At 71.7% G+C, this 21251-nt stretch carries 22 protein-coding genes and 9 pseudogenes; 16 read left to right on the forward strand and 15 right to left on the reverse strand.

Annotation, left to right across the window (positions count from 1 at the left end; translation table 11 throughout):
- Positions 1–3: 3 nt before the first annotated feature.
- The 6 genes and pseudogenes from LRS04_RS22265 to LRS04_RS28435 all read right to left on the reverse strand — a co-directional run bounded on the left by LRS04_RS22265 (position 4) and on the right by LRS04_RS28435 (position 3552).
- The gene (locus LRS04_RS22265; RefSeq protein WP_257818256.1) at positions 4–372 is read right to left on the reverse strand and encodes a hypothetical protein; all 369 of its coding nucleotides are present in this window, start codon (positions 370–372) and stop codon (positions 4–6) included.
- The gene (locus LRS04_RS22270; protein ID WP_257818257.1) at positions 369–1130 is read right to left on the reverse strand and encodes an ABC transporter ATP-binding protein; all 762 of its coding nucleotides are present in this window, start codon (positions 1128–1130) and stop codon (positions 369–371) included. The genes LRS04_RS22265 and LRS04_RS22270 overlap by 4 nt, the downstream gene beginning before the upstream one ends.
- Positions 1127–2114, reverse strand: a pseudogene (locus LRS04_RS22275) (FecCD family ABC transporter permease). Before LRS04_RS22275 ends, LRS04_RS22270 begins: the two are co-directional and overlap by 4 nt.
- Positions 2111–2842: an ABC transporter substrate-binding protein gene (locus LRS04_RS22280; RefSeq protein ID WP_308238413.1), complete on the reverse strand. Its 732-nt coding sequence runs from the start codon at positions 2840–2842 to the stop codon at positions 2111–2113. Before LRS04_RS22280 ends, LRS04_RS22275 begins: the two are co-directional and overlap by 4 nt.
- Positions 2843–2917: 75 nt before the next feature.
- A complete protein-coding gene (locus tag LRS04_RS22285; RefSeq protein WP_257818258.1) occupies positions 2918–3376 on the reverse strand; it encodes a TetR-like C-terminal domain-containing protein in 459 nt (152 codons plus the stop codon).
- Positions 3259–3552: a TetR/AcrR family transcriptional regulator gene (locus tag LRS04_RS28435; RefSeq protein ID WP_374576746.1), complete on the reverse strand. Its 294-nt coding sequence runs from the start codon at positions 3550–3552 to the stop codon at positions 3259–3261. Before LRS04_RS28435 ends, LRS04_RS22285 begins: the two co-directional genes overlap by 118 nt.
- A 150-nt stretch (positions 3553–3702) precedes the next feature.
- Here LRS04_RS28435 and LRS04_RS22290 point away from each other — a divergent pair.
- Both LRS04_RS22290 and LRS04_RS22295 read left to right on the forward strand, forming a co-directional pair.
- A pseudogene (locus LRS04_RS22290) lies at positions 3703–4602 on the forward strand (class I SAM-dependent methyltransferase); the annotation flags it as partial.
- Between the two features lie 15 nt (positions 4603–4617).
- The gene (locus LRS04_RS22295) at positions 4618–5409 is read left to right on the forward strand and encodes an RNA methyltransferase (RefSeq protein WP_257819224.1); all 792 of its coding nucleotides are present in this window, start codon (positions 4618–4620) and stop codon (positions 5407–5409) included.
- 7 nt (positions 5410–5416) lie between these two features.
- Here LRS04_RS22295 and LRS04_RS22300 read toward each other — a convergent pair whose 3' ends face one another.
- A complete protein-coding gene (locus tag LRS04_RS22300) occupies positions 5417–5758 on the reverse strand; it encodes a hypothetical protein (protein WP_257818259.1) in 342 nt (113 codons plus the stop codon).
- A 135-nt stretch (positions 5759–5893) separates the two neighbouring features.
- On the opposite strand from LRS04_RS22300, the gene LRS04_RS22305 reads away from it, so the two are divergent.
- Together LRS04_RS22305 and LRS04_RS22310 are read left to right on the forward strand one after the other, a co-directional pair.
- The gene (locus LRS04_RS22305) at positions 5894–6760 is read left to right on the forward strand and encodes a hypothetical protein (protein WP_257818260.1); all 867 of its coding nucleotides are present in this window, start codon (positions 5894–5896) and stop codon (positions 6758–6760) included.
- A 60-nt stretch (positions 6761–6820) separates the two neighbouring features.
- Positions 6821–7279: a carboxymuconolactone decarboxylase family protein gene (locus LRS04_RS22310; RefSeq protein WP_257818261.1), complete on the forward strand. Its 459-nt coding sequence runs from the start codon at positions 6821–6823 to the stop codon at positions 7277–7279.
- Between the two features lie 158 nt (positions 7280–7437).
- Here the strand turns inward: LRS04_RS22310 and hrpB are convergent.
- Positions 7438–9909, reverse strand: a pseudogene (gene hrpB, locus LRS04_RS22315) (ATP-dependent helicase HrpB).
- Positions 9910–10042: 133 nt separating this feature from the next.
- Between hrpB and LRS04_RS27210 the strand changes: the two are divergent.
- The 7 genes and pseudogenes from LRS04_RS27210 to LRS04_RS22340 form a co-directional block, all read left to right on the forward strand.
- A pseudogene (locus tag LRS04_RS27210) lies at positions 10043–10519 on the forward strand (amino acid permease); the annotation flags it as partial.
- Between the two features lie 154 nt (positions 10520–10673).
- Entirely contained in the window at positions 10674–11621 is a 948-nt protein-coding gene (locus LRS04_RS27215; protein ID WP_308238208.1) for an amino acid permease, read from the forward strand.
- A 185-nt stretch (positions 11622–11806) separates the two neighbouring features.
- The gene (locus tag LRS04_RS22325) at positions 11807–12487 is read left to right on the forward strand and encodes an MBL fold metallo-hydrolase (RefSeq protein WP_257818262.1); all 681 of its coding nucleotides are present in this window, start codon (positions 11807–11809) and stop codon (positions 12485–12487) included.
- A gap of 40 nt (positions 12488–12527) precedes the next feature.
- Complete coding sequence (locus LRS04_RS22330) at positions 12528–13271, forward strand: response regulator (protein ID WP_257818264.1); 744 nt, start codon at positions 12528–12530, stop codon at positions 13269–13271.
- Positions 13271–13879, forward strand: a complete 609-nt coding sequence (locus tag LRS04_RS27220) for a hypothetical protein (protein WP_308238209.1) — start codon at positions 13271–13273, stop codon at positions 13877–13879. Before LRS04_RS22330 ends, LRS04_RS27220 begins: the two co-directional genes overlap by 1 nt.
- Positions 13880–13973: 94 nt before the next feature.
- Positions 13974–14621, forward strand: a complete 648-nt coding sequence (locus LRS04_RS27225) for an ATP-binding protein (RefSeq protein ID WP_308238210.1) — start codon at positions 13974–13976, stop codon at positions 14619–14621.
- A gap of 225 nt (positions 14622–14846) precedes the next feature.
- Positions 14847–15060 (forward strand): annotated as a pseudogene (locus LRS04_RS22340) (general stress protein).
- A 109-nt stretch (positions 15061–15169) separates the two neighbouring features.
- On the opposite strand, the gene LRS04_RS22345 reads toward LRS04_RS22340, so the two are convergent.
- From LRS04_RS22345 to LRS04_RS22355, 3 genes are read right to left on the reverse strand one after another with little or no spacing between them, the layout of a single operon-like run.
- Positions 15170–15562, reverse strand: a complete 393-nt coding sequence (locus LRS04_RS22345; protein ID WP_257818265.1) for an L-histidine N(alpha)-methyltransferase — start codon at positions 15560–15562, stop codon at positions 15170–15172.
- Complete coding sequence (locus LRS04_RS22350; RefSeq protein ID WP_257818266.1) at positions 15510–16034, reverse strand: L-histidine N(alpha)-methyltransferase; 525 nt, start codon at positions 16032–16034, stop codon at positions 15510–15512. Before LRS04_RS22350 ends, LRS04_RS22345 begins: the two co-directional genes overlap by 53 nt.
- Positions 16012–16788, reverse strand: a complete 777-nt coding sequence (locus LRS04_RS22355) for an SUMF1/EgtB/PvdO family nonheme iron enzyme (protein WP_257818267.1) — start codon at positions 16786–16788, stop codon at positions 16012–16014. Before LRS04_RS22355 ends, LRS04_RS22350 begins: the two co-directional genes overlap by 23 nt.
- A 13-nt stretch (positions 16789–16801) precedes the next feature.
- On the opposite strand from LRS04_RS22355, the gene LRS04_RS22360 reads away from it, so the two are divergent.
- Positions 16802–17110 carry a hypothetical protein gene (locus tag LRS04_RS22360; protein WP_257818268.1) on the forward strand — a complete coding sequence of 103 codons (309 nt, stop codon included), beginning with the start codon at positions 16802–16804 and terminating at the stop codon, positions 17108–17110.
- Positions 17111–17192: 82 nt separating this feature from the next.
- Here LRS04_RS22360 and LRS04_RS22365 read toward each other — a convergent pair.
- Positions 17193–17372: pseudogene (locus tag LRS04_RS22365) on the reverse strand (hypothetical protein); the annotation flags it as partial.
- Positions 17373–17429: 57 nt separating this feature from the next.
- Here LRS04_RS22365 and LRS04_RS22370 point away from each other — a divergent pair.
- The 3 genes and pseudogenes from LRS04_RS22370 to LRS04_RS22380 all read left to right on the forward strand — a co-directional run.
- A pseudogene (locus tag LRS04_RS22370) lies at positions 17430–17909 on the forward strand (sigma-70 family RNA polymerase sigma factor); the annotation flags it as partial.
- A 106-nt stretch (positions 17910–18015) separates the two neighbouring features.
- Positions 18016–18147: a hypothetical protein gene (locus LRS04_RS22375; RefSeq protein WP_257819225.1), complete on the forward strand. Its 132-nt coding sequence runs from the start codon at positions 18016–18018 to the stop codon at positions 18145–18147.
- Between the two features lie 282 nt (positions 18148–18429).
- Entirely contained in the window at positions 18430–19347 is a 918-nt protein-coding gene (locus LRS04_RS22380) for a hypothetical protein (RefSeq protein WP_257818269.1), read from the forward strand.
- Between the two features lie 55 nt (positions 19348–19402).
- On the opposite strand, the gene LRS04_RS22385 is transcribed toward LRS04_RS22380, so the two are convergent.
- The 3 genes and pseudogenes from LRS04_RS22385 to LRS04_RS28445 form a co-directional block, all read right to left on the reverse strand.
- Positions 19403–19654 carry a CocE/NonD family hydrolase C-terminal non-catalytic domain-containing protein gene (locus tag LRS04_RS22385; protein WP_257818270.1) on the reverse strand — a complete coding sequence of 84 codons (252 nt, stop codon included), beginning with the start codon at positions 19652–19654 and terminating at the stop codon, positions 19403–19405.
- Positions 19655–19772: 118 nt separating this feature from the next.
- A pseudogene (locus tag LRS04_RS28440) lies at positions 19773–20276 on the reverse strand (CocE/NonD family hydrolase); the annotation flags it as partial.
- 190 nt (positions 20277–20466) lie between these two features.
- Positions 20467–20976 (reverse strand): annotated as a pseudogene (locus LRS04_RS28445) (CocE/NonD family hydrolase); the annotation flags it as partial.
- 111 nt (positions 20977–21087) lie between these two features.
- Here LRS04_RS28445 and LRS04_RS22395 point away from each other — a divergent pair.
- A complete protein-coding gene (locus LRS04_RS22395; protein WP_257818272.1) occupies positions 21088–21213 on the forward strand; it encodes a hypothetical protein in 126 nt (41 codons plus the stop codon).
- The last annotated feature ends 38 nt before the right edge of the window (positions 21214–21251 follow it).

Genomic DNA, 21251 nt, shown 5'->3' on the forward strand with positions numbered 1-21251 from the left:
GGCTCACGCGGGCCGGGTCCTCCACCACGCCGCCACGAACAGCGCCGCCAGCACGAGGTCGGAGCTGGAGATGAGCGCCACCTGGGCGTCGAGGCGGCCCTCGGCGACCAGCCACCAGCAGAGGCCGGCGAACATCACCTTGCCGAGCGCGCCCAGCAGCATGATCGGGCGGTAGGGCGCGGGATTGCGGCCGATCACCAGGTAGACGAGCTGCCAGGCGAAGGTGACCGAGAGGAAGCCGTAGTAGTTCTCCGGGTGGGTCAGCGGGCCGCCGGCCATGGCGGCCATCCGCTCCTCCAGGAAGAACAGCGGCGTGATCATCAGGAGGCCGAAGAGGCCGCCCAGCGTGAACACCCATTTCGCGAAGGTCATGGCCTGGCCCTCCCCGCGGCGAGGATGAGGCCGTGATCGCTCTGCGCCAAGGCGCCGTCGAGGGCGAAGGCGCGGGCGAGGACGTCGGGAGACAGGGCCGCTTGTGGCGGGCCGTCGGCGACGACGCGTCCCTGATGCAGCACCACGAGGCGGTCGCAGGCCCGGGCGGCGAGGCCGAGGTCATGGAGGGTGAGCACCACCCCTGCCCCGCGTGCGGCCTCCTCGCGGAAGAGATCGAGAGCGAGGAGCTGGGCGTCGGGATCGAGGCCGGCGGCGGGCTCATCGGCGACCAGCAGGGGCGCGCCGGTGACCAGCAGGCGGGCGAGCAGCGCGCGGGCCCGCTCGCCGCCGGACATGTCGAGCACGCCCCGGGTCTCCAGGCCCACAAGGCCCACGCGGGCCAGCGCCGCCCAGGCCATGTCGCGGGCCTCCCTCGGCGGACGGGCGAAGGCGCCGAGGCTGGCGACCCGCCAGGCGGGCAGGTTCCAGCCCACGCGGCGCTCCTGGGGCAAATAGGCGGCCAGCGTGGCGCGCTCGGCGTCGGAGAGGCGGCGGACGTCGCGGCCGGCGAGCTCCGCGGTCCCGGCGTCGAGGCGGGCGAGGCCGAGGGCGGCGCGCAGCAGGGTGGTCTTGCCGGCCCCATTGGCGCCCACGACGCCGACCAGCTCGCCGGGCCGCACGGCGAGCGAGGCCCGGTCGAGGACGGTCTGCGGTCCGCGATGGACGACGGCGTCGGTCAGGGTCTGGACGGGCGTCATCCGCGCCAGCTCCGCGCCGCGCGCCAGGCGATCAGGGCGAAGAGCGGCCCGCCGAACAGCGCGGTGACCACGCCGAGCTTCAGCTCCAGGTCGGTGGGGATCAGCCGGGCGGCGAGGTCGGCGGCGACCAGCAGCACCGCACCGGCCAGCGCCGAGGGCGCGAGCGCCTTCCCGGGATCGGCGCCCACGCCGGCCCGGACCAGGTGCGGAGCGGCCAGGCCCACGAAGCCGACGATGCCGGCGACGGCGACGGCGGCGCCGGTGAGCAGCGAGGCGCCGGCCACGGCGGCGGTCCGGAGCCGCTGCATCGGCAGGCCGGAGAGCGCGGCGGTCTCCTCGCCCAGCGTCAGCATCACGAGGCCCCGGGCGGCGTAGAGGCAGAGCCCTACGCCGGCGGCCATGGGGATCAGGGCGCGGCCGATGTCCTCCCAGTCGCGGTTCTGCACGGAGCCGAGCAGCCAGGCGAACACCTCGGCGAGCGTCACCGGGGACGGGGCGAAGTTGAACACCAGGGAGGTGAGCGCCCCGGTAAAGGCCGAGAGCGCCACGCCGAACAGGATCAGGGTCTCCGGCTCCCGGAACCGGGCCGCGACGGCGGTGAGCAGCAGGCCGACGGCGAGCGCCGCGGCGAGCGCGGCCGCCTCCACCCCGCCCGGAATGGCGGCGAGGCCGAAGGCGATGGCCAGGGCCGCGCCCAGCCCGGCCCCGCCGGCCACGCCCAGCACGCCCGGATCCGCCAGCGGATTGCGCAGCAGCCCCCTGCAGGACCGCGCCGGAAAGGCCGAGGGCGGCGCCCACCACCGCGGCGCAGACGGTGCGCGGCAGGCGGATGGCGAAGAGGACCTCGTGCGGGCCGGACGCAGGGTCGGCGAAGGCCTGGGCGAGCTGCGCCGAGGTCAGCGCGGTCTCGCCCAGCAGGACGCCGGCGGCGAGCAGGACCAGCAGGCCGGCGACGAGCGAGAGGTTCAGGACGGCGGCTCTCAACGAGACCCCCGCGACGGCGCGGCGGCGGCCAGGATCTCGGCGGCCTCGGCCGCGCCCCAGAAGGGACAGGAGAGCGTCGCGCCCGGCAGGCTGGCGACGGCGCGCTCGCGCGCCACCCGCTTCAGGACCCGGTGGCGGCCCGGGCCCCAGGCGTCGCCGGCGGCCTGGAAGCTGTCGAAGAAGCCCAGCACCACGCGCTTCGGCGGATCGAGCGCCAGGCCCTCCAGGGAGACGGTCTGGTAACCCGGGCGGGTCTCGGCGTTGGTCAGCCCGGCGGCCGCAAGCGTCGCATCGACCAGGGTGCCGGGGCCGGCGGTGACGCCGCTGGGGGTCAGGTAGAGCACGCTGTCGCCGCCCCAGGCGCCCCGGGCGCGGGCGAGGCGCCCATCCATGTCGCGCACCAGGGCCTCGCCCCTGGCCGGCTGGGCCAACGCCTGGGCCACCTTGCGGATGTTGGCGCGGACGCCGGCGAAATCGGCGGCCTCGTCGATGGTGACGACACGCACCCCGCGGGCCTCCAGGGCCGCGACCAGGCGCGGATCGCCGCCCCAGTAGCGGACGACGACCTGAGGGCGGACGGCGATCGCGGATTCCAGGTCGACCCGGCGGCGCGGCAGGCCGGCGGCCCGGGCGCGCAGGAGGGAATCCGCGTCGTCGGCGCGGGTGGAGAGGCCGACGATGGCCGCGCGGGGGGCTGAGCGCCAGGACGTACTGGTCGGCGCACTGATCGAAGGCCAGGACCCGCGGTCCGGCCGCCTGGGCCGAGGTCGCCCCGGCGAGGACCAGGGCGAACGTGAGCGCCTTCAGTCGACGACGATGCCGTGCAGCAGGCCGTCCAGGGTGACCTGCATCAGTTCGCCCGCATCGCACCAGTCGAAGCCGGGACGCGAGGCCAGGAGGGCCACCACGCCATGGCAGGACATCCAAAGCGCCTGGGCGGCCGAATCCGCCGTGCCGGTGCGCAAGCGCCCGGACGCCGCGATCTCGCGGACCACCCCTGAGAAGATCTCGTAGCATTGGACGGATAGGTCGACCGTGTCCTCGGGCCAGGCCTGAGCGGATACCGGACGCGGCTGCGAATAGACAAGCTGATAGGCGTTGGGGTGATCGAGACCCCAGCGCATATAGGCCTCCAGCATCATCTTCACGCGCACCACGGCGTCGAGCGGCTTGGCGGCGATCTCCGAGTTGCGCTCGAGGAGCATCCGCAGCGTCCGCTCGCAGATCTCGAGCAGGATGCAGCCCTTGTCCGGGAAGTGCATGTAGAGCGCGGTCGACGAGACCCCACCTCGTCGGCGATCTTGCGGATGGTCGCGCCCTCGTACCCTTCGGCGATGAAGATGCGTTCGGCGGCCTCCAGGATTTCGGCGCGGCGCAGGTGGCCGTCGCCCTTGGCCTTGCGCGCGGAACGGCGGGCCGTCGTGGTTGCAGCAGACAAAGCGTTTCCCCCAGCACTCTTATTTCAGGCAGCGGACCCCAAATCGACGGTTGTGACAAGCCTGCGACGCCCGGAGGCGCCGTAACGGAAGTCTCGTGCGCCGGAGCGTGCACTGGACGGGAGCGGCGCGAACCGCGTAAGGCGCGGGCCATGAGCGTGCGCGATCCCATCGTGGCAGAGGCGCCCGGTGTCATGCGCACCCGGGGCTGGTCCGACTATGCCCTGGTGGATCCGGGAATGGGCGGAAGCTGGAGCGCTACGGCCCCTACAGGGTCGTGCGGCCCGAGCCGCAGTGCCTGTGGACCCCGTCCCTGCCCTCCAAGGCCTGGGAGACGGCCGACGCGGTCTTCGACCCGACGAACGAGGACGAGGACGCCGGCCGCTGGCGCTTCCGCGGCACGCCGGCCGAGGCCTGGCCGCTCGGCTGGGGCGAGGTGAGGTTCAAGGGGCGGTTCACGGCCTTCCGCCACCTGGCCTTCTTCCCCGAGCAGGCGGCGAACTGGGACTTTCTCGACCGGGCCGTGCGGGCGGCGGGGCAGCCCAGGGTGCTGAACCTGTTCGGCTACACCGGCGTCGCCAGCCTGGTGATGGCTGCGGCCGGCGCCCAGGTGACCCATGTGGACGCGTCGAAGAAGGCGGTCGCCATGGCGCGCGAGAACGCCGAGCTTTCCGGCCTCGCCGACCGGCCGATCCGCTGGATCACCGAGGATGCGCGCAAGTACGTGGCCCGCGAGGTGCGCCGGGGCTCGAAGTACGAGGGGATCATCCTCGACCCCCCGAAGTACGGGCGCGGGCCGACCGGCGAGGTCTGGCGGCTGTTCGAGGACCTGCCCGAGCTGGCGGGGCTCTGCGCGGAGCTGCTGTCGGACCAGGCGCGGTTCCTGATCCTCAACGCCTATGCCGAGCGCATCAGCGGGGGCGGCGCTGGCCGGGCTGCTCGCCGACAAGCTGAAGGGCCGCGGCGGGTCCATCGAATGGGGTGAGCTGGCGCTGGAGCAGGACGGCGGCCAGCGGGCCATCGGCATGAGCTTCTACGCCCGTTGGACTTCAGGAACGGGGGGCGGCATGAGCAGCCGGACCGTCACCTCGCTGCAGAACCCGACGGTCAAGGCCGTGCGCGCCCTGCATCTGCGCAAGGAACGCGACGAGACCGGCCTGTTCGTCGCCGAGGGGCTGAAGAACGTCATCGAGGGGATCGACACCGGCCACGCGCCAAAGATCCTGATGCACGGGCCCGACGCGGCGCAGCATCCAATGATGAGGAAGGCCGTCCAGGCCGCCACCGCGGCCGGCGGCGAGGTCATCGAGGTGACCCACGACATCCTGGCCAAGGTGAGCCGCCGGGAGAACCCGCAGGCGGTGGTTGGGGTCTTCCCGCAGGTGTTCCAGCCGTTGGAGCAGGTCGCGCCGGGCCCTGCCCAGTGCGTGGTGGCCCTGCACCGGGTCCGCGACCCGGGCAACCTCGGGACCATCGTGCGCACGGCGGACGCGGCCGGCTGCGGCGCGGTCGTGCTGGTGGGCGAGTGCTGCGATCCCTATTCGGTGGAGGCGGTCCGGGCGACCATGGGCTCGATCTTCGCCGTGCCGATCGCGCGGGCCACGGAGGACGAGTTCGCCGCCTGGCGGAAGGGCTGGACGGGATCGGTCGTGGGCACCCTGCTCTCCGCCACCGCCAGCCACGCCGAGGCGCAGTACCGCAAGCCCGCCCTGATCCTGATGGGCAACGAGCAGCAGGGCCTGACGCCCGACATGGCCGCCCTGCCCGACCTCAATGTGAAGATCCCCATGCGCGGCCGCGCCGACAGCCTGAACCTGTCGGTGGCGACGGGGGTGATGATCTACGCCGCGACGGCCTAGCGAACCGTCAGCGGAAGGCGAGGCTGAGCCGGGCGCCCAGGAACCGGCCCATCGGGTCATCGCCGCGGACCGCCGCCGAGCCGGTGCGGCCGGCCCCATTCTGCAGGCCGCACAGGAAGCCCAGCGAGGCCGTGGCGCCGTCGCTCCGCCGCTCGACCGCGGTGCGGGCGATGCCCGCCGACCTCAGGGCGTAGGCCTCGGCGTCGGACGCGGGCATCTCCAGCCGAATCCTGGGCGCGGACGTGTCCGCCCGGACGGCCGCGTTCAACACCGCGGTCACCGGGTCGACGGGGGCCGCCCCGGCCGCGGTGGGAAGGGACAGCGCGAGGAGCAATACGATGGTGCGCATGGCGTCATTGTCGGCCCCTGTGGTCCCCGCGTCCAGGCCATTTGCGACCCGCCGGCCTAGCCAAGCGGCCCTGCGCGCGCTCAACTTGGGCCAACGATCCGCGGACGTAGGCGGACGAAACAGCAGCGAGCGAGAATGCGCGGGCGGATCTTCACGACCATGGCGGCGGCGGGCCTGGCCCTCGCCGGATGCGGCCAGGCCCCCGAGCCCGAGGCCCCGCCGCCCCTGCCCGAGGGGCGGGTCCAGCTCATCGCCTCCGGCGTGACCGAGAGCCGCTTCCTGGCGCTGGACGACCTGAAGGCGGCCGACGGCCTCGCGCAGGCGACGGTGCTGATCGTCGGGGCGACCGGAACCTCCATCGGCAAGACCTATGCGATGGCGCTGAAGCGCGAGACGATCGACTGTGCGGCGGGGCGAACCACCGCGGAGACCCAGGCCTATTACGACGCCACCGGCAAGCTGATGCATCAGGAGGTGATCAACACCGGGCGGATGGGACGGCCGCTGGAGCCCGCCGAGGTGGAGGCGAATGTCGCGTGCGGGACCGCGTCCGCTGGCCGGGTCTTCAGGGGCTGGCGCTCCGCCCAGCGCGAAGTGCAGGCGCCACCCGAGGCCGTGAAGGCGTCAGCCGCGCAGGACGACGTCAACATCCAGGCCTGGCTTTGCGCCGCCACCGTGCGCGGCCGCCTGAAGCCGCCGCAGCCCGAGGCCTGCGACCGGGCGGTGGCGCTGGCCCCCTCGGACCCGAACCTGCGGCTGGACCACGGCTATGTGAGCCTGGTTTCGAACGAACTCGCCACCGCCAAGGCGGACTTCGACGCGGTGATCGCCACCGATCCCGACAACGCCGCCGCCTACTTCGGCCGCAGCCTGATCCCTGCGATCCGGGGCGCCCCGTCCGCCGGAGCCGCAGACCTGGCGAAGGCGCGGGCCCTCGACCCGAAGGTCTCCCAGGCGGTGGAGGCGACCTACAAGGTGCAGGTCGGCGACGCCTACCGCTGAGGCGATGTCACAAAGCGGTCGCCCGCTCCGTCCTTGGGACAGAGAAAAGGAGACCTCCCCATGACTGCACGCCTCAACCCCTTCGGCCTGGCCGGCGACGTCATCCAGAAGATGGTCGCGCTCGAGGACGCGCTGCGCAATTCCGGCCTGGAGTTCAGCCTCTACGAGCTGGTGAAGATGCGCGCGTCGCAGATCAACGGCTGCGCGTTCTGCCTGCACATGCATTCGAAGGACGCCCGGGCGGCCGGCGAGAGCGAGGAGCGGCTCTACCTGCTCTCCGCCTGGCGGGAATCGAGCCTCTACACGCCGCGCGAGCGCGCGGCGCTGGCCTGGACCGAGGCCCTGACCCTGGTCGCCCAGACGGGGGCGCCGGATGCGGACTACGAGGGCCTGAAGGCGCACTTCAGGGAGAGCGAGATCGCCCACCTGACCCTGCTCATCGGTCTGATCAACACCTGGAACCGGCTCGCCGTGGGCCTGCGCAGCCAGCATCCGCGGACCTGGAGCGCGGCGGCCTGAGCATCGGGTCGGAGCCGTCGCCCAGGCCTCTAGCGTGTCGGAGAGACCGGAGGATCGCGGGGAGGCCACAAGGGGGTCGGGGGCCTCCCCGCTCCAGCGGCTGCACGGGAACACAGCCGCCTTGAGCGCCACATAGCGGAGCCTTTGGCGCGGCGAACCTACGCAATACTACAGTCGCGCTGTGGTTGCGGGGTCAGGTCCCCCCGCGGCTTCGCCCGGGTCACGGGATCGGCCGCCGCCGGATCCTCGGGCCAGACGTGCTTGGGATAGCGGCCGCGCATGTCGGTGCGGACGTCCTTCCAGGAGCCCTTCCAGAAGCCCGGCAGGTCCCGGGTGGTCTGGATGGGCCGGTGCGCCGGCGAGAGCAGGCTGAGCGTCAGGGGCGTCCCGCCCACGGTCGGATGTTCGGTCAGGCCATAGAGCTCGCCCACGCGGACCTCGACCTTCGGCCCGGCCTCGGCGGCGTAGTCGATGGCGAAGGAATTGCCGGTCGGCGCGGTCCAGCGGGCGGGCGCCTCGGCGTCGAGCCGCCGCTGCTGGTCCCAGGGGATCAGGGTGCGGAGCGCGCCGTCGAGGGCCTCGGGCTTCAGGTCCGAGAGCTTGCGGACGCCGGTGAGCAGCGGGACGAGCCATTCGTCCAGCCGGGCGGCCAGGGCGGCGTCGGAGAGGTCGGGCCAGGCGGGGTCGCGAGCGTGCAGGGAAGGCGGCGCGTTCGCGCAAGGATTCGGCGGCCTGGCCCCAGGGCAGCCTGCCCACGCCCTCGGCGCGGACCCGGCCAGCGAGCGCGCTGGCGATCAGGGCGGGGTCGGGGTTGTCGTCCACCTGCTCGCGGATCACGAGCCTGCCGAGGCGGGTCAGCCGCTTGGCGCGCAGGCGGCCGCCGCCGCTCTCCTCCAGGCGGTCCTCGGTCTCGAGCTGGCCGGCGAAGGCCTGGACGATCTCCGCCTCCTCCAGCGGCGCGGCCAGCAGGATGCGGTCGCGGCGCTCGCCGCCGCCGAGCTCGGCCACCGCCAGCCAGGTCTCGCGGGCGAGCGCGTCCGTCGGCTCCAGGACCGCGCCGCGGCCGGTGGTGAGCTGGAACTCACCCTTGGGCCCGCGGGCGCGGGCGATGCGCTCCGGATAGGCGAAGGCCAGCAGAAGGCCGTCGGAGAGCGGCTCGCCCCCTCCCCGGCTTCCCGGCGAGGCCCGCCCAGCGGTCGGCGAGCGCGCGGGCGTCGCGGGCCCGGGGGCTGCGGTCGCGGTCCAGACTCTCCAGGCGGTGGCGGAGGTCGGCGTCGCGGCCGCCGAGACCGCGCTCGGTGACCAGGGCGGCGATGCGGGCGGCGCGGCCGGCCTGGCCGGTCTCCGCGGCCTTGAGGACCATGTGCGCCAGCCTCGGCGGCAGCGGCACCTCGGCGAGCGCCTGGCCGTGGGGGGGTGAGCACGCCGTCGCGGGTCAGGGCCTCCAGCCGGACGAGCAGGCTCCGGGCCTCGGCGAAGGCGGCGGCGGGCGGCGGGTCGAGGAAGGCCAGGCCCGAGGCGTCCTTGGCGCCCCAGCGGGCGAGGTCGAGGGCGAGGCCCGAGAGGTCGGCGTCGAGGATCTCCGGGTCGGCATAGGCCGGCAGGGCCTTGGTCTCCGGCTCGTCCCACAGCCGGTAACAGACGCCGGGCTCGGTGCGGCCCGCCCGGCCGCGGCGCTGGTCGGCGGCGGCGCGGGAGACGCGGACGGTGGCGAGGCGGGTCAGGCCGGAGGCCGGATCGAAGCGCGGCACGCGGGCGAGGCCGGCGTCGATGACCACCCGGACGCCCTCGATGGTCAGGCTGGTCTCGGCGATGGAGGTGGCCAGGACCACCTTGCGGGTCCCGGGCGGCGCGGGGCTGATGGCGCGGTCCTGATCCCGCGGATCGAGGGCGCCGTAGAGGGGCGCGATCTCGACGTTCGGACGGGCGCGCTCGGCCAGGCGCTCGGCGGTGCGCAGGATCTCGCCCTGGCCGGGCAGGAAGACCAGCAGGGAGCCGGTCTCGTCATTGAGCGCCTTCTCCACGGCGCGGACCACGCGATCCTCCAGCCTGAGGCGGTCGTCGCGGCCGAGGTAGCGGGTGTCGACCGGAAAGGCGCGGCCCTGGCTCTCGACCACCGGAGCGTCGCCCAGCAGGCGGGCGACCGCGGCGCCGTCGAGGGTGGCGGACATGACGAGGAGCTTCAGGTCGTCCCGCAGCAGGCCTTGCGCGTCGCGGGCGAGCGCGAGGCCCAGGTCGGCGTCGAGGCTGCGCTCGTGGAACTCGTCGAAGATCACGCAGGCGACGCCGGCCAGTTCCGGATCGGCCAACAGCATGCGGGTAAAGACGCCCTCGGTGACGACCTCGATGCGGGTCTTCGCCGAGACCTTCGACTGCATCCGGACGCGGTAGCCGACGGTCTGGCCCACCGGCTCGCCCAGTGTCTTCGACATCCGCTCGGCGGCGGCGCGGGCGGCCAGGCGGCGGGGCTCCAGCACGATGATCTTCCCCTGCCCCATCCAGGGCTCCGCGAGCAGTTCCAGCGGCACGACCGTCGTCTTGCCGGCGCCGGGGGGCGCGACGAGCACGGCTGCGGGGTTCGCACGCAGCGACGACTTCAGTTCAGGCAGGATCTCGTGGACGGGGAGCATATTCTGCCCGCCATAGCCGGGGTTCGGGGCCGGGTCACGCGCGAGGCGTTGCCTAGAGGGACCGGCCTGACTAACGTCCGCGCCAACAGTCACCGGCCACGCGCGTTATCGCGGGCCAAGGGGGAACGACCATATGAGCACCGATGCCGCACCCCGCGGAAACAGGCTCTTCATCCGAAAATCGATCGAGCAGGTACAGGCGGAATCCCAGAGCCACGGTCTGAAGCGGACCCTGGGCGCCTGGAACCTCGTGCTGCTGGGCATCGGCTGCATCATCGGCGCGGGCATCTATGTGATGACCGGCAACGCGGCGGCGAACTTCGCCGGCCCGGCCGTGGTGCTGTCCTTCGTCATCGCCTTCCTGGCCTGCGTCTTCGCGGGCCTCTGCTATGCGGAACTGGCCTCCACCATGCCGGTGGCGGGCTCCGCCTACACCTATTCCTACACGACGCTCGGCGAGATCTTCGCCTGGGTGATGGGCTGGCTGCTGGTGCTGGAATACGGCGTCGCGGCGGCCACCGTGGCCGCCGGCTGGTCCGGCAATGTGGTCAGCCTGCTGGCCAACTTCGGGATGGTGATCCCGCCCGAGCTGACCACCTCCTTCATCAAGGCCGACACCTCGGGCGGCTCCCTGAGCTTCGTGCTCAGCGGCGGGTTCAACCTGCTGGGCGCGCTGGGCATCCTGGCGGTCACCGGCCTGCTCGTGCTGGGCGTCTCCGGAGTCGGCGACCGTCAACAACATCGTCGTCTTCATCAAGGTCGGCGTGCTGCTGCTGTTCATCGCCATCGGCATGGCGTTCATCAACTTCGACAATTGGACGCCGTTCGTCCCGGAGAACGAGGGCGGCTTCAAGTACGGCCTGCCCGGCATCTTCCGCGCCGCCTCGGTGATCTTCTTCGCCTACGTGGGCTTCGAGGCGGTCTCCACCGCCGCGGCCGAGGCCAAGAACCCCCAGAAGGACATCCCGGTCGGGATCCTGGGCTCGCTGCTGGTCTGCACGCTGATCTACATGCTGGTCGCCGCCGTGCTGACCGGCGTGGTGCCGTTCCGTGAGCTGGGCGTCGCCGCCCCGATCGCGCTCGCCACCGACCAGATGGGGATGCCGTGGTTCCAGATCCTCATCAAGGTTGGCGCCGTGGCCGGCCTCTCCTCGGTGATGCTGATCCTCACCTACGGCCAGACGCGCGTGTTCTACGCCATGGCCCGCGACGGCCTGCTGCCGCGGTTCTTCTCGACCCTGCACCCGAAGTTCCGCACCCCCTGGATCGGCACCCTGGTGCTGGGCTCGATCATCGCGGTGGCCGCGGCCATGCTGCCGATCGAGATCCTCGGCGACCTGGTCAGCCTCGGCACCGCCACGGCCTTCGCCATCGTCTGCATCAGCGTGATGTACCTGCGGAAGTCGCGCCCGGACCTCGTGCGTCCGTTCCGCGCGCCGTTCGGCATGGTGACGCCGGTCCTGGGCGTCTTCTTCGCCCTGGTGATGATCGCGCCGCTGATCCTCGACATGGGGACCAAGGCCGCCAACGGCGACCCGATCCCGCTGATGCTGCTCCTGGGCTACCTGTCGCTGGGCGCCCTGATCTACATCGCCTACGGCTACCGCAACTCCCGCCTCGGGAACGGCCTGCCGCAGATCGACGCCGACCAGGAAGCCGGCACCGGCCCCGAACAGGCGATCGCCCGCGGCATCGAGGACGGCCGGGCGTAAGCTTGGAGACCAAGCCTTCTCCCCTTGCGGGAGAGGGTGTCGCCCGCAGGGTGACGGATGAGGGGTCGCGCGAGAGATCGTGCGGCCCTTCTTCGATTCCCGGAGAGGCCGGCGCGCGCCTCATCCGGCCAGCTCCGCGGCTCACTCTTTCAATTCACCCCGCAAATCCCGATCATAGGGGCGACATGAACGCCGCCACGCCTCCCGAGCCCCCGATCCGCGCGATCATCGCGCCCGTCACCCCGCTGCAGCAGAACTGCACCATCGTCTGGTGCACGAAGACCAGGAAGGCCGCGATCATCGATCCCGGCGGCGAGGTCCCGCGCCTGCTAGGCGCGCTCCAGCAATACGGCCTGACGCTCGAGAAGATCTGGATCACCCACGGCCACCTCGACCACGCCGGCGGCACGGCGGCGCTGAAGGAGGCGACCGGCGCGCCCATCGAGGGCCCGCATCCGGACGACGCCTTCTGGATCGACGACATCGGGGCCTCCGGCGCCAAGTGGGGCATGCCCGATGCGCGGACCTTCACCCCCGACCGCTGGCTGCACGACGGCGACAAGGTGACGCTGGGGGAGACCGAGTTCGAGGTCTACCACTGCCCGGGGCACACGCCGGGGCACGTGGTGTTCTTCCACCGCGAGACGAAGTTCGCCCAGGTCGGCGACGTGCTGTTCCAGGGCTCCATCGGGCGGACCGACTTCCCGAGAGGGAATCACGCCGACCTGATCGCCGCCATCACCGGCAAGCTCTGGCCGCTGGGCGACGAGGTGCGCTTCGTGCCCGGCCATGGGCCGATGTCCACCTTCGGCCAGGAGCGGCGGAGCAATCCCTTCGTCGCCGACGCCGTCCTGGCGGACTCGTGATTTCAGCGGCGAAATCCGACTGTTACCCCCGGCTCCGAAAATGCCGGGCATGGAGTTGCAACACGATATGAGCCAGGCGGGCGCCCGCATCCTGATGGTGGATGACGATCCCGGCATCCGCGACGTGGTGTCGGATTTCCTCGGCCGCCACGGCTACAAGGTGGACACCGCCGGCGACGCCCGGGAGATGGAGCAGGCGCTGGAGCGCGGTCCCGTCGACCTGATCGTTCTCGACGTGATGCTGCCGGGCGAGGACGGCCTGGCCATCTGCCGCCGGTTGACGACCGTCGACAGCGCGCCGCCGATCATCATGCTGTCGGCCATGGGCGAGGACACCGACCGCATCGTCGGCCTGGAGCTCGGCGCCGACGATTACCTGGCCAAGCCCTGCAACCCCCGTGAGCTGCTGGCCCGCGTGCGCGCCGTGCTGCGCCGCGCCGAACAGCGGCAGACGGGCTCGGAGATCGGCGCCGGCTGCGAGTTCGCCGGCTGGCGGCTCGACCTGGTGCGCCGGGAGCTGCGTTCGCCGCAGGGCGTGGTGGTGAACCTGTCGTCGGGCGAGTTCTCGCTGCTGCGCGCCTTCGTCGAACGGCCGCAGAGGGTGCTGACCCGCGACCAGCTCCTGGAGTTCGCCCGCGGGCCGGACAGCGACGCCTTCGACCGCGCCATCGACGTGCAGATCAGCCGGCTTCGCCGTAAGCTGGACGACGGCGGCGGCCAGGACCTGATCCGGACGATCCGCAACGAGGGCTACATGTTCACCCCGAAGGTGAAACGCGGATGATGAGCCGGTTCAGCAAGGCGCGGCCGACGGCCTCGCTCTTCGGCCAGCTCCTCACCCTAACCGGCCTGACCCTGGTCGCGGCCCAGGCGATCAGCCTGTTCCTGATCTTCAACCTGCCGCCGCCGACGCCCGACTTCTATCGCCTGACCGAGATCGTCAGCGCCTTCCGGGGCCAGCACACCACCTTCACCGAGCGGCGGCCGCTGGAGCTGGTCACCGTGAACGAGCCGCCCGGCCCGGCGATGGAAGGCCGGAACATGCCGGAGATCCGGCTGAAGCTCTCCGAAGAGCTGAACGTGCCGGTCAATCGGATCATCATCGCCGGCGACCGCGGGCCGTTCTCGGACCGCCGCGTCGGCCGAATCCTGCGCGACCGGCTGGCCCGGCAGGGCGCCCCGCGCGACGAGGCCTTCCTGCTCGACCCGTTCCAGGTGGCGGTGGCCCAGGCCGACGGCCACTGGCGCGTGGTGCGTCCCGTGCGCGGGTTCGGCCTCAGCCCCTGGCAGCAGCGGATCGCGCTGTGGTTCGTGCTCACGGCCTTCGCCATGACGCCGCTGGCCTACATCTTCGCCCGCCGGCTATCGGCCCCCCATCCGGCAGTTCGCTGACGCCGCCGAGCGGCTGGGACGCGATCCGCGGGCGCCGCCCCTGACGATCCGCGGCTCGTCCGAGATCGCCGTCGCGGGCCAGGCCTTCAACGACATGCAGCAGCGGCTGCGCCGCTACGTCGAAGACCGAACGGCCATGGTGGGGGCCATCGCCCACGACCTGCGAACGCCCCTCACCCGGCTGCGCTTCCGGATCGAGACCCTGCCCGACGACGAGCAGAAGGCGAAGATCGCCGCCGACATCGACCAGATGGAGGAGATGATCTCCGCGGCCCTGACCTTCGTGCGCGACACCACTCGCCCCGGCGAGCGCACGCCGCTGGAGCTGTCGTCCCTGCTGGAAAGCCTTTGCGACGAGATGGCCGAGACGGGCGCCACCACAGAGGTGGAGTTCGGCGAGAAGGTGGTGCTCGACGGCGACCCCATGGCGCTTCGCCGGTTGTTCTCCAACCTGCTGGAAAACGCCGTGAAGTTCGGCGGCCGGGCGCGGGCGCGGGTGTTCCGCGAGGCGGCCCATGCGGTGGTGGAGATCGACGACGACGGCCCGGGCATTCCGACCGCCGAGCAGGAACGGGTTTTCGAGCCCTTTTACCGCCGCGAGCCGTCGCGCAGCCGCCAGACCGGCGGCAGCGGGCTGGGGCTCGCGGTCGTCCGCTCCATCGCCCGCGGCCACGGCGGCGACGTGGCCCTGCGAAACCGCCCGGGCGGCGGGCTGACGGCGCGGGTGTCCCTGCCGATCTAGGCCGCAAACCGGCCCGCAAACGCCGAAATCCCCACAAAAAGCGTCCTCTGCGGACGCAACCTCTGCTGCGCCTCGATGGTTAGCCTGACCGCAAACCAAGGCGAGACGCGATGTCCGAGCGTGAAAAGCGACACAAGGATCACCTCGGTCGGCCCGCGATGAACCGGGCCGGCGCCTCGCCAGAACAGAGACCCCGTCGTCGCCCGATTGAGGAGAGTTTGAGTTATGGCCACTGTTGAAACCGGGAAGCCCCGGGCCCGCCGAGGCTTCGCCGCCATGAACCCCGAACGTCGCCGCGAGATCGCCCGCAAGGGCGGCGCCCTCGGTGCCGAGCGAGAAGCGCAGCTTCGCCAAGGACCGCGACCTCGCCGCCCAGGCCGGCCGCAAGGGCGGTGAAGCGAGCCGCGGCGGCGGCCGCACCCGCGGACGCGAAAGCTAGAAAAGCTTTGGGAGGACCCGCCGGCGACGCCGTCGCCGCGCGGGACCGGGAAGGGCCAGGCGGGTGACCGCCTGGCCTTTTTCTTTGGGGATCGGGCGGCGATCGGGCCTCAGGCCCTGAGGATCACCACCGCGAAGGCCGGCGCCTCGCTGATCCACTGCCGCTCCAGCCGCCAGCCCGCGCCGGCCGCCAGCCGGGCGAACGCGTCCAGCCGGAACTTGTAGGAATTCTCGGTGTGCAGGGTCTCGCCCGCGGCGAAGCGGAAGGCGCGGCCGGCCACGTGGACGGTCTGGGCCCGCAGGCTCTCCAGGTGCATCTCGATCCGGCTCTCGCGGGCGTTCCACACCGCCTTGTGCGCGAAGGCGTCGAGATCGAAGTCGCCGCCGAGCTCCCGGTTTATCCGGGCGAGCAGGTTGAGGTTGAAGGCGGCCGTCACACCCTCGGCATCGTCATAGGCCGCGACCAGGGTCTCCTCGTCCTTCACCAGGTCGAGGCCGATCACGAAGGCCGCCCCCTCCCCCCAGCAGAGTCCGGGCGCCGGCCAGGAAGCCCTGCACCTCCCTCGGGGTGAAGTTGCCGATGGTCGAGCCCGGGAAGAAGCCGACGACCGGGCGGCCCTGCGCCGCCTTCGGCAGTTCGAGCGCGCGGGTGAAGTCCTCGGCGAGCGGGGCGACGCTCAGCGCCGGATAGTCGGCGGAGATTGCCTGGGCGGCCTCGTCCAGGGCAGTCGGGCTGATGTCGATGGGGACATAGAGCGCAAGCTGGGGCGCCGCGTCGAGGACGATGCGCGTCTTGGTGCTGGCCCCGCTGCCGAACTCGACGAGCGCCGCGCGATCGGGGATGGCTTCGGCGATCTGCGGTGCGATGCGCCGCAGGAGGACCGTCTCCGTCCGGGTCGGGTAGTACTCGGGCAGATCGCAGATCGCCTCGAACAGCCGCGAGCCCTCGCCGTCATAGAAGTATTTGGGCGGCACGGCCTTGCGGCCCCGGGACAGCCCCCTCGACCACGTCGTCCTCGAAGCTGGACTCGCCCGAGACCCGGTCCTTCGCCAGGCGGACGCCGGAGAACATCCAGCGCTGCTGCGGATAGAAGAAGTTCCGGTAGCTCGCCCGCACATGGCCCATGGGCGTCACGCATGCCCCGCCGCGCAGGACGAACTGGCCGGCCATGAACTTGCCGTTGTACTCGCCGACCGCGCCGGCCGCCGGCTGGAAGCCGGGATAGGGAGAATAGGCGCTGCGGGTCCATTCCCAGAGGTCGCCGAACATCTGGCGCAGGCCCTCGCCGGCCGGCGCGGGCTGCGGCTCAAGGCGCCCCGAGCCCAGGAGGTTGCCCTCGGGCGCCAGGCCGCGGGCGGCGTGCTCCCATTCGGTCTCCGTGGGCAGGCGCGCGCCGGCCCAGGCGGCATAGGCCTCCGCCTCGTAGAAACTGACATGACTGACCGGCTGGGCGAGGTCGAGCGGCCGCAGGCCATGCAGGGTCATCACCTTCCAGCCGCCGTCCGTGGCCTCCCAGTAGAGCGGCGCGTCCCAGGCCTCCTCGCGGGCCTTCGCCCAGCCTTCGGAGAGCCAGAGCTCGGGGCGGCGGTAGCCGCCGTCCTCCATGAAGGCCAGCCACTCGCCATTGGTGACCAGCCGATCGGCGAGCCGGAAGGGCTCGAGCCAGACCTTGTGACGCGGGCCCTCGTTGTCGAAGGCGAAGCCCTCCCCGCCGTGGCCGACCTCCACGAGGCCGCCCGCGATGTCGACGAAGCTGAGCGGCTGGACCTCCGCGGCGGGCCCCGCGCGGCGGCGCGAAGGCCGGCTTCAGGGGCGACTGGGCGAAGAGGTGGAGGATGTCCATCAGGATCAGCTCCTGATGCTGTTCCTCGTGCGCAAGGCCGAGGTCGATGAGATCGGCGAAGTCCGACGTATCCCCGGACAGCAGCGCCGCCATGCCGGCGTCCACGTGCGCACGGTAGGCGATGACGTCGGCGAGCGACGGACGGGTCAGCAGGCCGCGCTGGGGCCGCGGCTGACGGGGGGCCGAGCGCCTCATAGTAGGAATTGAACATGTAGGCGAAGCGCGGGTCGAAGATCTTGTAGCCGGCGAGCCTGGGCGTCAGCAGGAAGGTCTCGAAGAACCAGGTGACGTGCGCCAGGTGCCACTTGGTGGGGCTGGCGTCCGGCATGGACTGGGCGAGCTGGTCCTCCGGCGTCAGGCTGCGGGTCAGGGCCTCGGTGGCGTGACGCACCGTGCGGTAGCGGCGCAGCGCCTCGGACTCGAGGCTGACGGATGCGCGCAGGCCAGCCTTTTCCGGGGATTGCGACATGGAGCCCTCCGCATGCTGCAGCCTAGAAAATAGGGAGCCTGTCGCCAGGCGACAAACATGAGGCTGACTTCCCGCCCAACCCAACGTGGGGTTGTTGCCGGGGTTCCGGAAATTCGTCTGCTTTCTCCGCAAGATCGCCCGGAACAGTTGCGGAGGGGTCGCGTTTCCCCGGGCGCCAAGACCGGCAGGACCGTAAATGTGAAAGGGCCCCCGACCGTGGGACAGCACGAGGGCGCCATAAACGCGACGAATAGCTGGCGCGACCAGGTCGTGGGATTGATCCCCGCGCTCAGGGCGTTCGCCTGGTCGCTGAGCCACAACGGTTCGGACGCCGACGACCTGGTGCAGGACACCCTGATCAAGGCCTGGACGAACCGCGACAAGTTCGAGGACGGCACGAACCTGCGGGCCTGGCTCTTCACGATCCTGCGCAACACCTACTACACGAACGTGCTCCGCCGCCGCCGCGAGGTGCGCGACGAGATGGGCGAGTACGCGTCGACCCTGAAGGCGCCGGCGACCCAGGAATGGTCGGTGGCCATGCGGGCCCTGCAGCAGGCGCTGCAGAAGCTCCCCGACGAGCACCGCGAGGCCCTGATCCCTGGTCGGCGCGGCCGGTCTCTCCTACGAGGAGGCGGCCGAGATCTGCGGCTGTGCGCTCGGCACGATAAAGTCCCGGGTGAACCGGGCCCGCGCGCGCCTGCTGAAGATCATGGACGCCGACGACGCCACCGACGTGATGGCGCTCGACGACCTGGTCGCCGCACGGGCCTAGGTCCGCTTCTCTTCCGAAAGCGACGGACCGGTCTCGAGCTGGTCCAACAGGGCCTTCAGCCTGTCCGGCAGGGCCAGGACTTCGACGCGGCGGTACAGCCGGCCGAGGTCGCGGTCGAGCGCGGCGGTCATCTGACGGCGGCGGGAGGCAACGCGGGTCATGACCGTGATCTCGGCGAACGGAGTCTCGTCTGCAAGCGGCGCCGCGCCCCCCTGCGACAATCCGGAACAGGCGCTCCGGCTGGCCGGTTGACCGGTCTCCAACCAGTGAAGGAGTAACCACATGGCCAACCGGGACGACTATCGCGGCTATGGCGGCGGCCAAGGCGGGGATCGCGAGCGCGATCGCTGGGGCCGCGACGACGACAACCGACGCGGCTGGGGCGCGGGCGACGAGCGCCGGAGCTTCGACGACCGCGGCCGCTACAATTCCGACCAGGCCCGTTACGGCGGGACCCGCGGCGGCCACGGCGAGGGCGAAGGCCAGGCCTGGCAGCGCGAGCGCTACGGCTCCCGCCACGACCAGGACCGGACAAACTACGGCTCGGGCTACGACCGCGAGCGCGGCGGATATGGCGCCGGCCAGGCCTATGGCGCGGACCGGACGGACGACCGGGCCTATGGCTCGCGCGCCGACCGCCAGAGCCGCGGCTACCAGGAGTTCGGCGTTCCGGCCGATTACGGCTACCGTCCCCAGGGCCAGCAGGCCCAGGACCACGATCACGAGTACGCCCGCTGGCGTGACGAGCAGATGCGCGGCCACGACCGCGACTACCAGGAGTGGCGTCGCCACACCCAGGGTCAGTACGACGACGACTATCGCAAGTTCCGGACGGAACGGCGCGACACCTTCGGCAAGTCCTTCCACGAATGGCGCTCGCAACGGAACGCCTCGAACGGCACGGCCCAGTCCCAGATCGGGCCGGAGAGCCATGATTACGGCCGGCGCATGGGCGCGGGCTTCGGCCAGGGCGAGGACCGCCCGTCGGGCATGCCGGAAGGTCCGGGCGGTCTGACCTCGAGCTCCACCCTCGGCCAGAACAGCTTCGGCGGCGGCAGCGGCGGCGGGACCGCCGCCGGCACGGGTTCGACGTCGAAGACGGCGAGCAGCGGTTCGGAGTTCGGCAAGGAGCCTTCCGCTGTCCAGGCCACGACCGACGGCAAGGTCCAGGGCAAGGACAGCGACGACCGCCAGCACTGAGCGGCGCGCACCGCGCGATGGAGGGCCCGGCGGGCGACCGCCGGGCCCTTTGCCGTCACGGCATGTCGGCCGGATAGACGACCGGCAGGACGAGGGCCGAGGGCCGGGCCGCATCCATGTAGATCGTGTTGGTGGCCACCCGCGGCTTGAGCTTCGCCGAACCGGGCGCCTCGCCGGTGTTGGGGTTCACCTCGTACCGCGGGGCGTTGGACGACGTCACATGGACGGCGATCCGGTGCCCCTTCTCGAAGGTGATGGCGGTCGGCCAGAGATCGACGATCAGCTTCTCCGGGGCGTTCGGGGTCATCATCCTCACCTGGTCCGGCATGCGGCCGTCGCGGTAGCGGGCGCGGATGGGGGGCGTCGAGGACGAGGGCCTCGTAGCCGTCGGGATAGACGTCCACCAGCTTGACCATGAAGTCGGTGTCCGGCCCGTCGGTGGCGGCCCAGAGCTCCACGGAAACCGGGCCGGCGATGGCGACGTCCTTCTCGAGCACCGGGGTCTGGAAGCGCAGATAGTCCTGCCGCTGGCCGACCGCACGCTGGTCCATGGGGCCGCGCTCGAAGGTGAGGTTGGCGCCGCCGAAGGTCTGCACGGGCTTCGCGGGGTCGAACCGGTAGGCGATCTTCTCCTCGGCGTCGGTCGGAGCCGTGGTCGTCAGGCCCTTGTCGTCGGTGAGGTAGTAGCGGACGTGGCGGTTGGCGGGCGGCCAGTTGGCCGAGGTGAGCAGCCGGTTCTTGGGCGACAGCGCCCCCTTCTTCGCCGAGGCCATCATGAAGTAGCTGACCGGCGGCTCGTCCATGATCCCGTTGTCCTGGCCCTTCAGCCAGTAGTCGAACCAGCGGATCTCCTGGTCGCCGGCCATCTGCGCCCGGTCGGCGGGGTACTCCAGGTCGCCGGAGAGCTGGCCGTGGCCGAAGGGGCCCATCGTCAGCTTCTGGGCAGCCGCGCGCGCCCTTCGCGCCGTGGTTCTGCAGCCACTCGAAGTTCTCGACGGTGCCGCCGTTGAAGATGTCGTACCAGCCGCCGACGTTGAAGATCGGGATGTCGATGTAGCGGCGGTTGGTGGTCATGGCGACGCGGTTCCAGCTCACGTCGTCCAGCGCCCGGCGGCGGACCTGGTCGAGCTGGGCCTCGCTGGCGCCCTGCTGGCTGAGCCAGCCGATGGTGTCCTTGTCCTTCAGGACGCCGCCCGGATAGCTGTAGGTCAGCCGGTCCGCCGGCGCGACGACCACATAGGCGGTCACGAGGTGGGGCGGGTTCGCCATGGCCGCCGAGTTGGCCGTGATGCCGAGCGCCGAGCCGCCGGTCATGCCGACCTTGCCGTTGCTCCAGGGCTGGGCGGCGACCCATTCCACGGCGTCGTAGCCGTCCTCGATGTCGTTCTCGAAGGCGGCGTAGAAGCCCTCCGAGCGTCCCTTGCCGCGCACGTCCTGCAGGACGAAGACGTAGCCGGCGTCGGTGTAGCGCTTCGCCTGCTTGGCGAGACCCGGGCCGGGGTCCGGGGTCTCGTCGGTGGCGCGCCCGTCCTTCAGGTAGGGGGTGCGCGACAGGATCACGGGCCAGGGCCCCTTCCCCGCCGGCTTGTAGACGTTGGCCGCGAGCTTCGTCCCGTCGCGGAGCGTCATCACCTCCTCCACGGCGCCGGGCGGCAGACCGGGCCAGGCCGGCTGGGCGGCCGTCGCGGCGGCGGGCTGGGCGAGCGCCGGCGCGGCATGGCCGGCGGCAGGGAAAGGGCCATGGCCGAGGCCACGGCGAAATGCCTGAGCTTGATCATCCTGCTTCGTTTCCCCGGCGGGTCTTCGGCGCCCGCGCTGAAAATGGCTTTGGTTGAAATGGCGGCCGGGACCGCAGGCGGCATCTAAGCATGAGGTTGGCGCGGCGTCGCTTCCCGCCGTAAGAC

It is taken from the genome of Phenylobacterium sp. J367, from assembly GCF_024699985.1.
Lineage (GTDB): Bacteria > Pseudomonadota > Alphaproteobacteria > Caulobacterales > Caulobacteraceae > Phenylobacterium.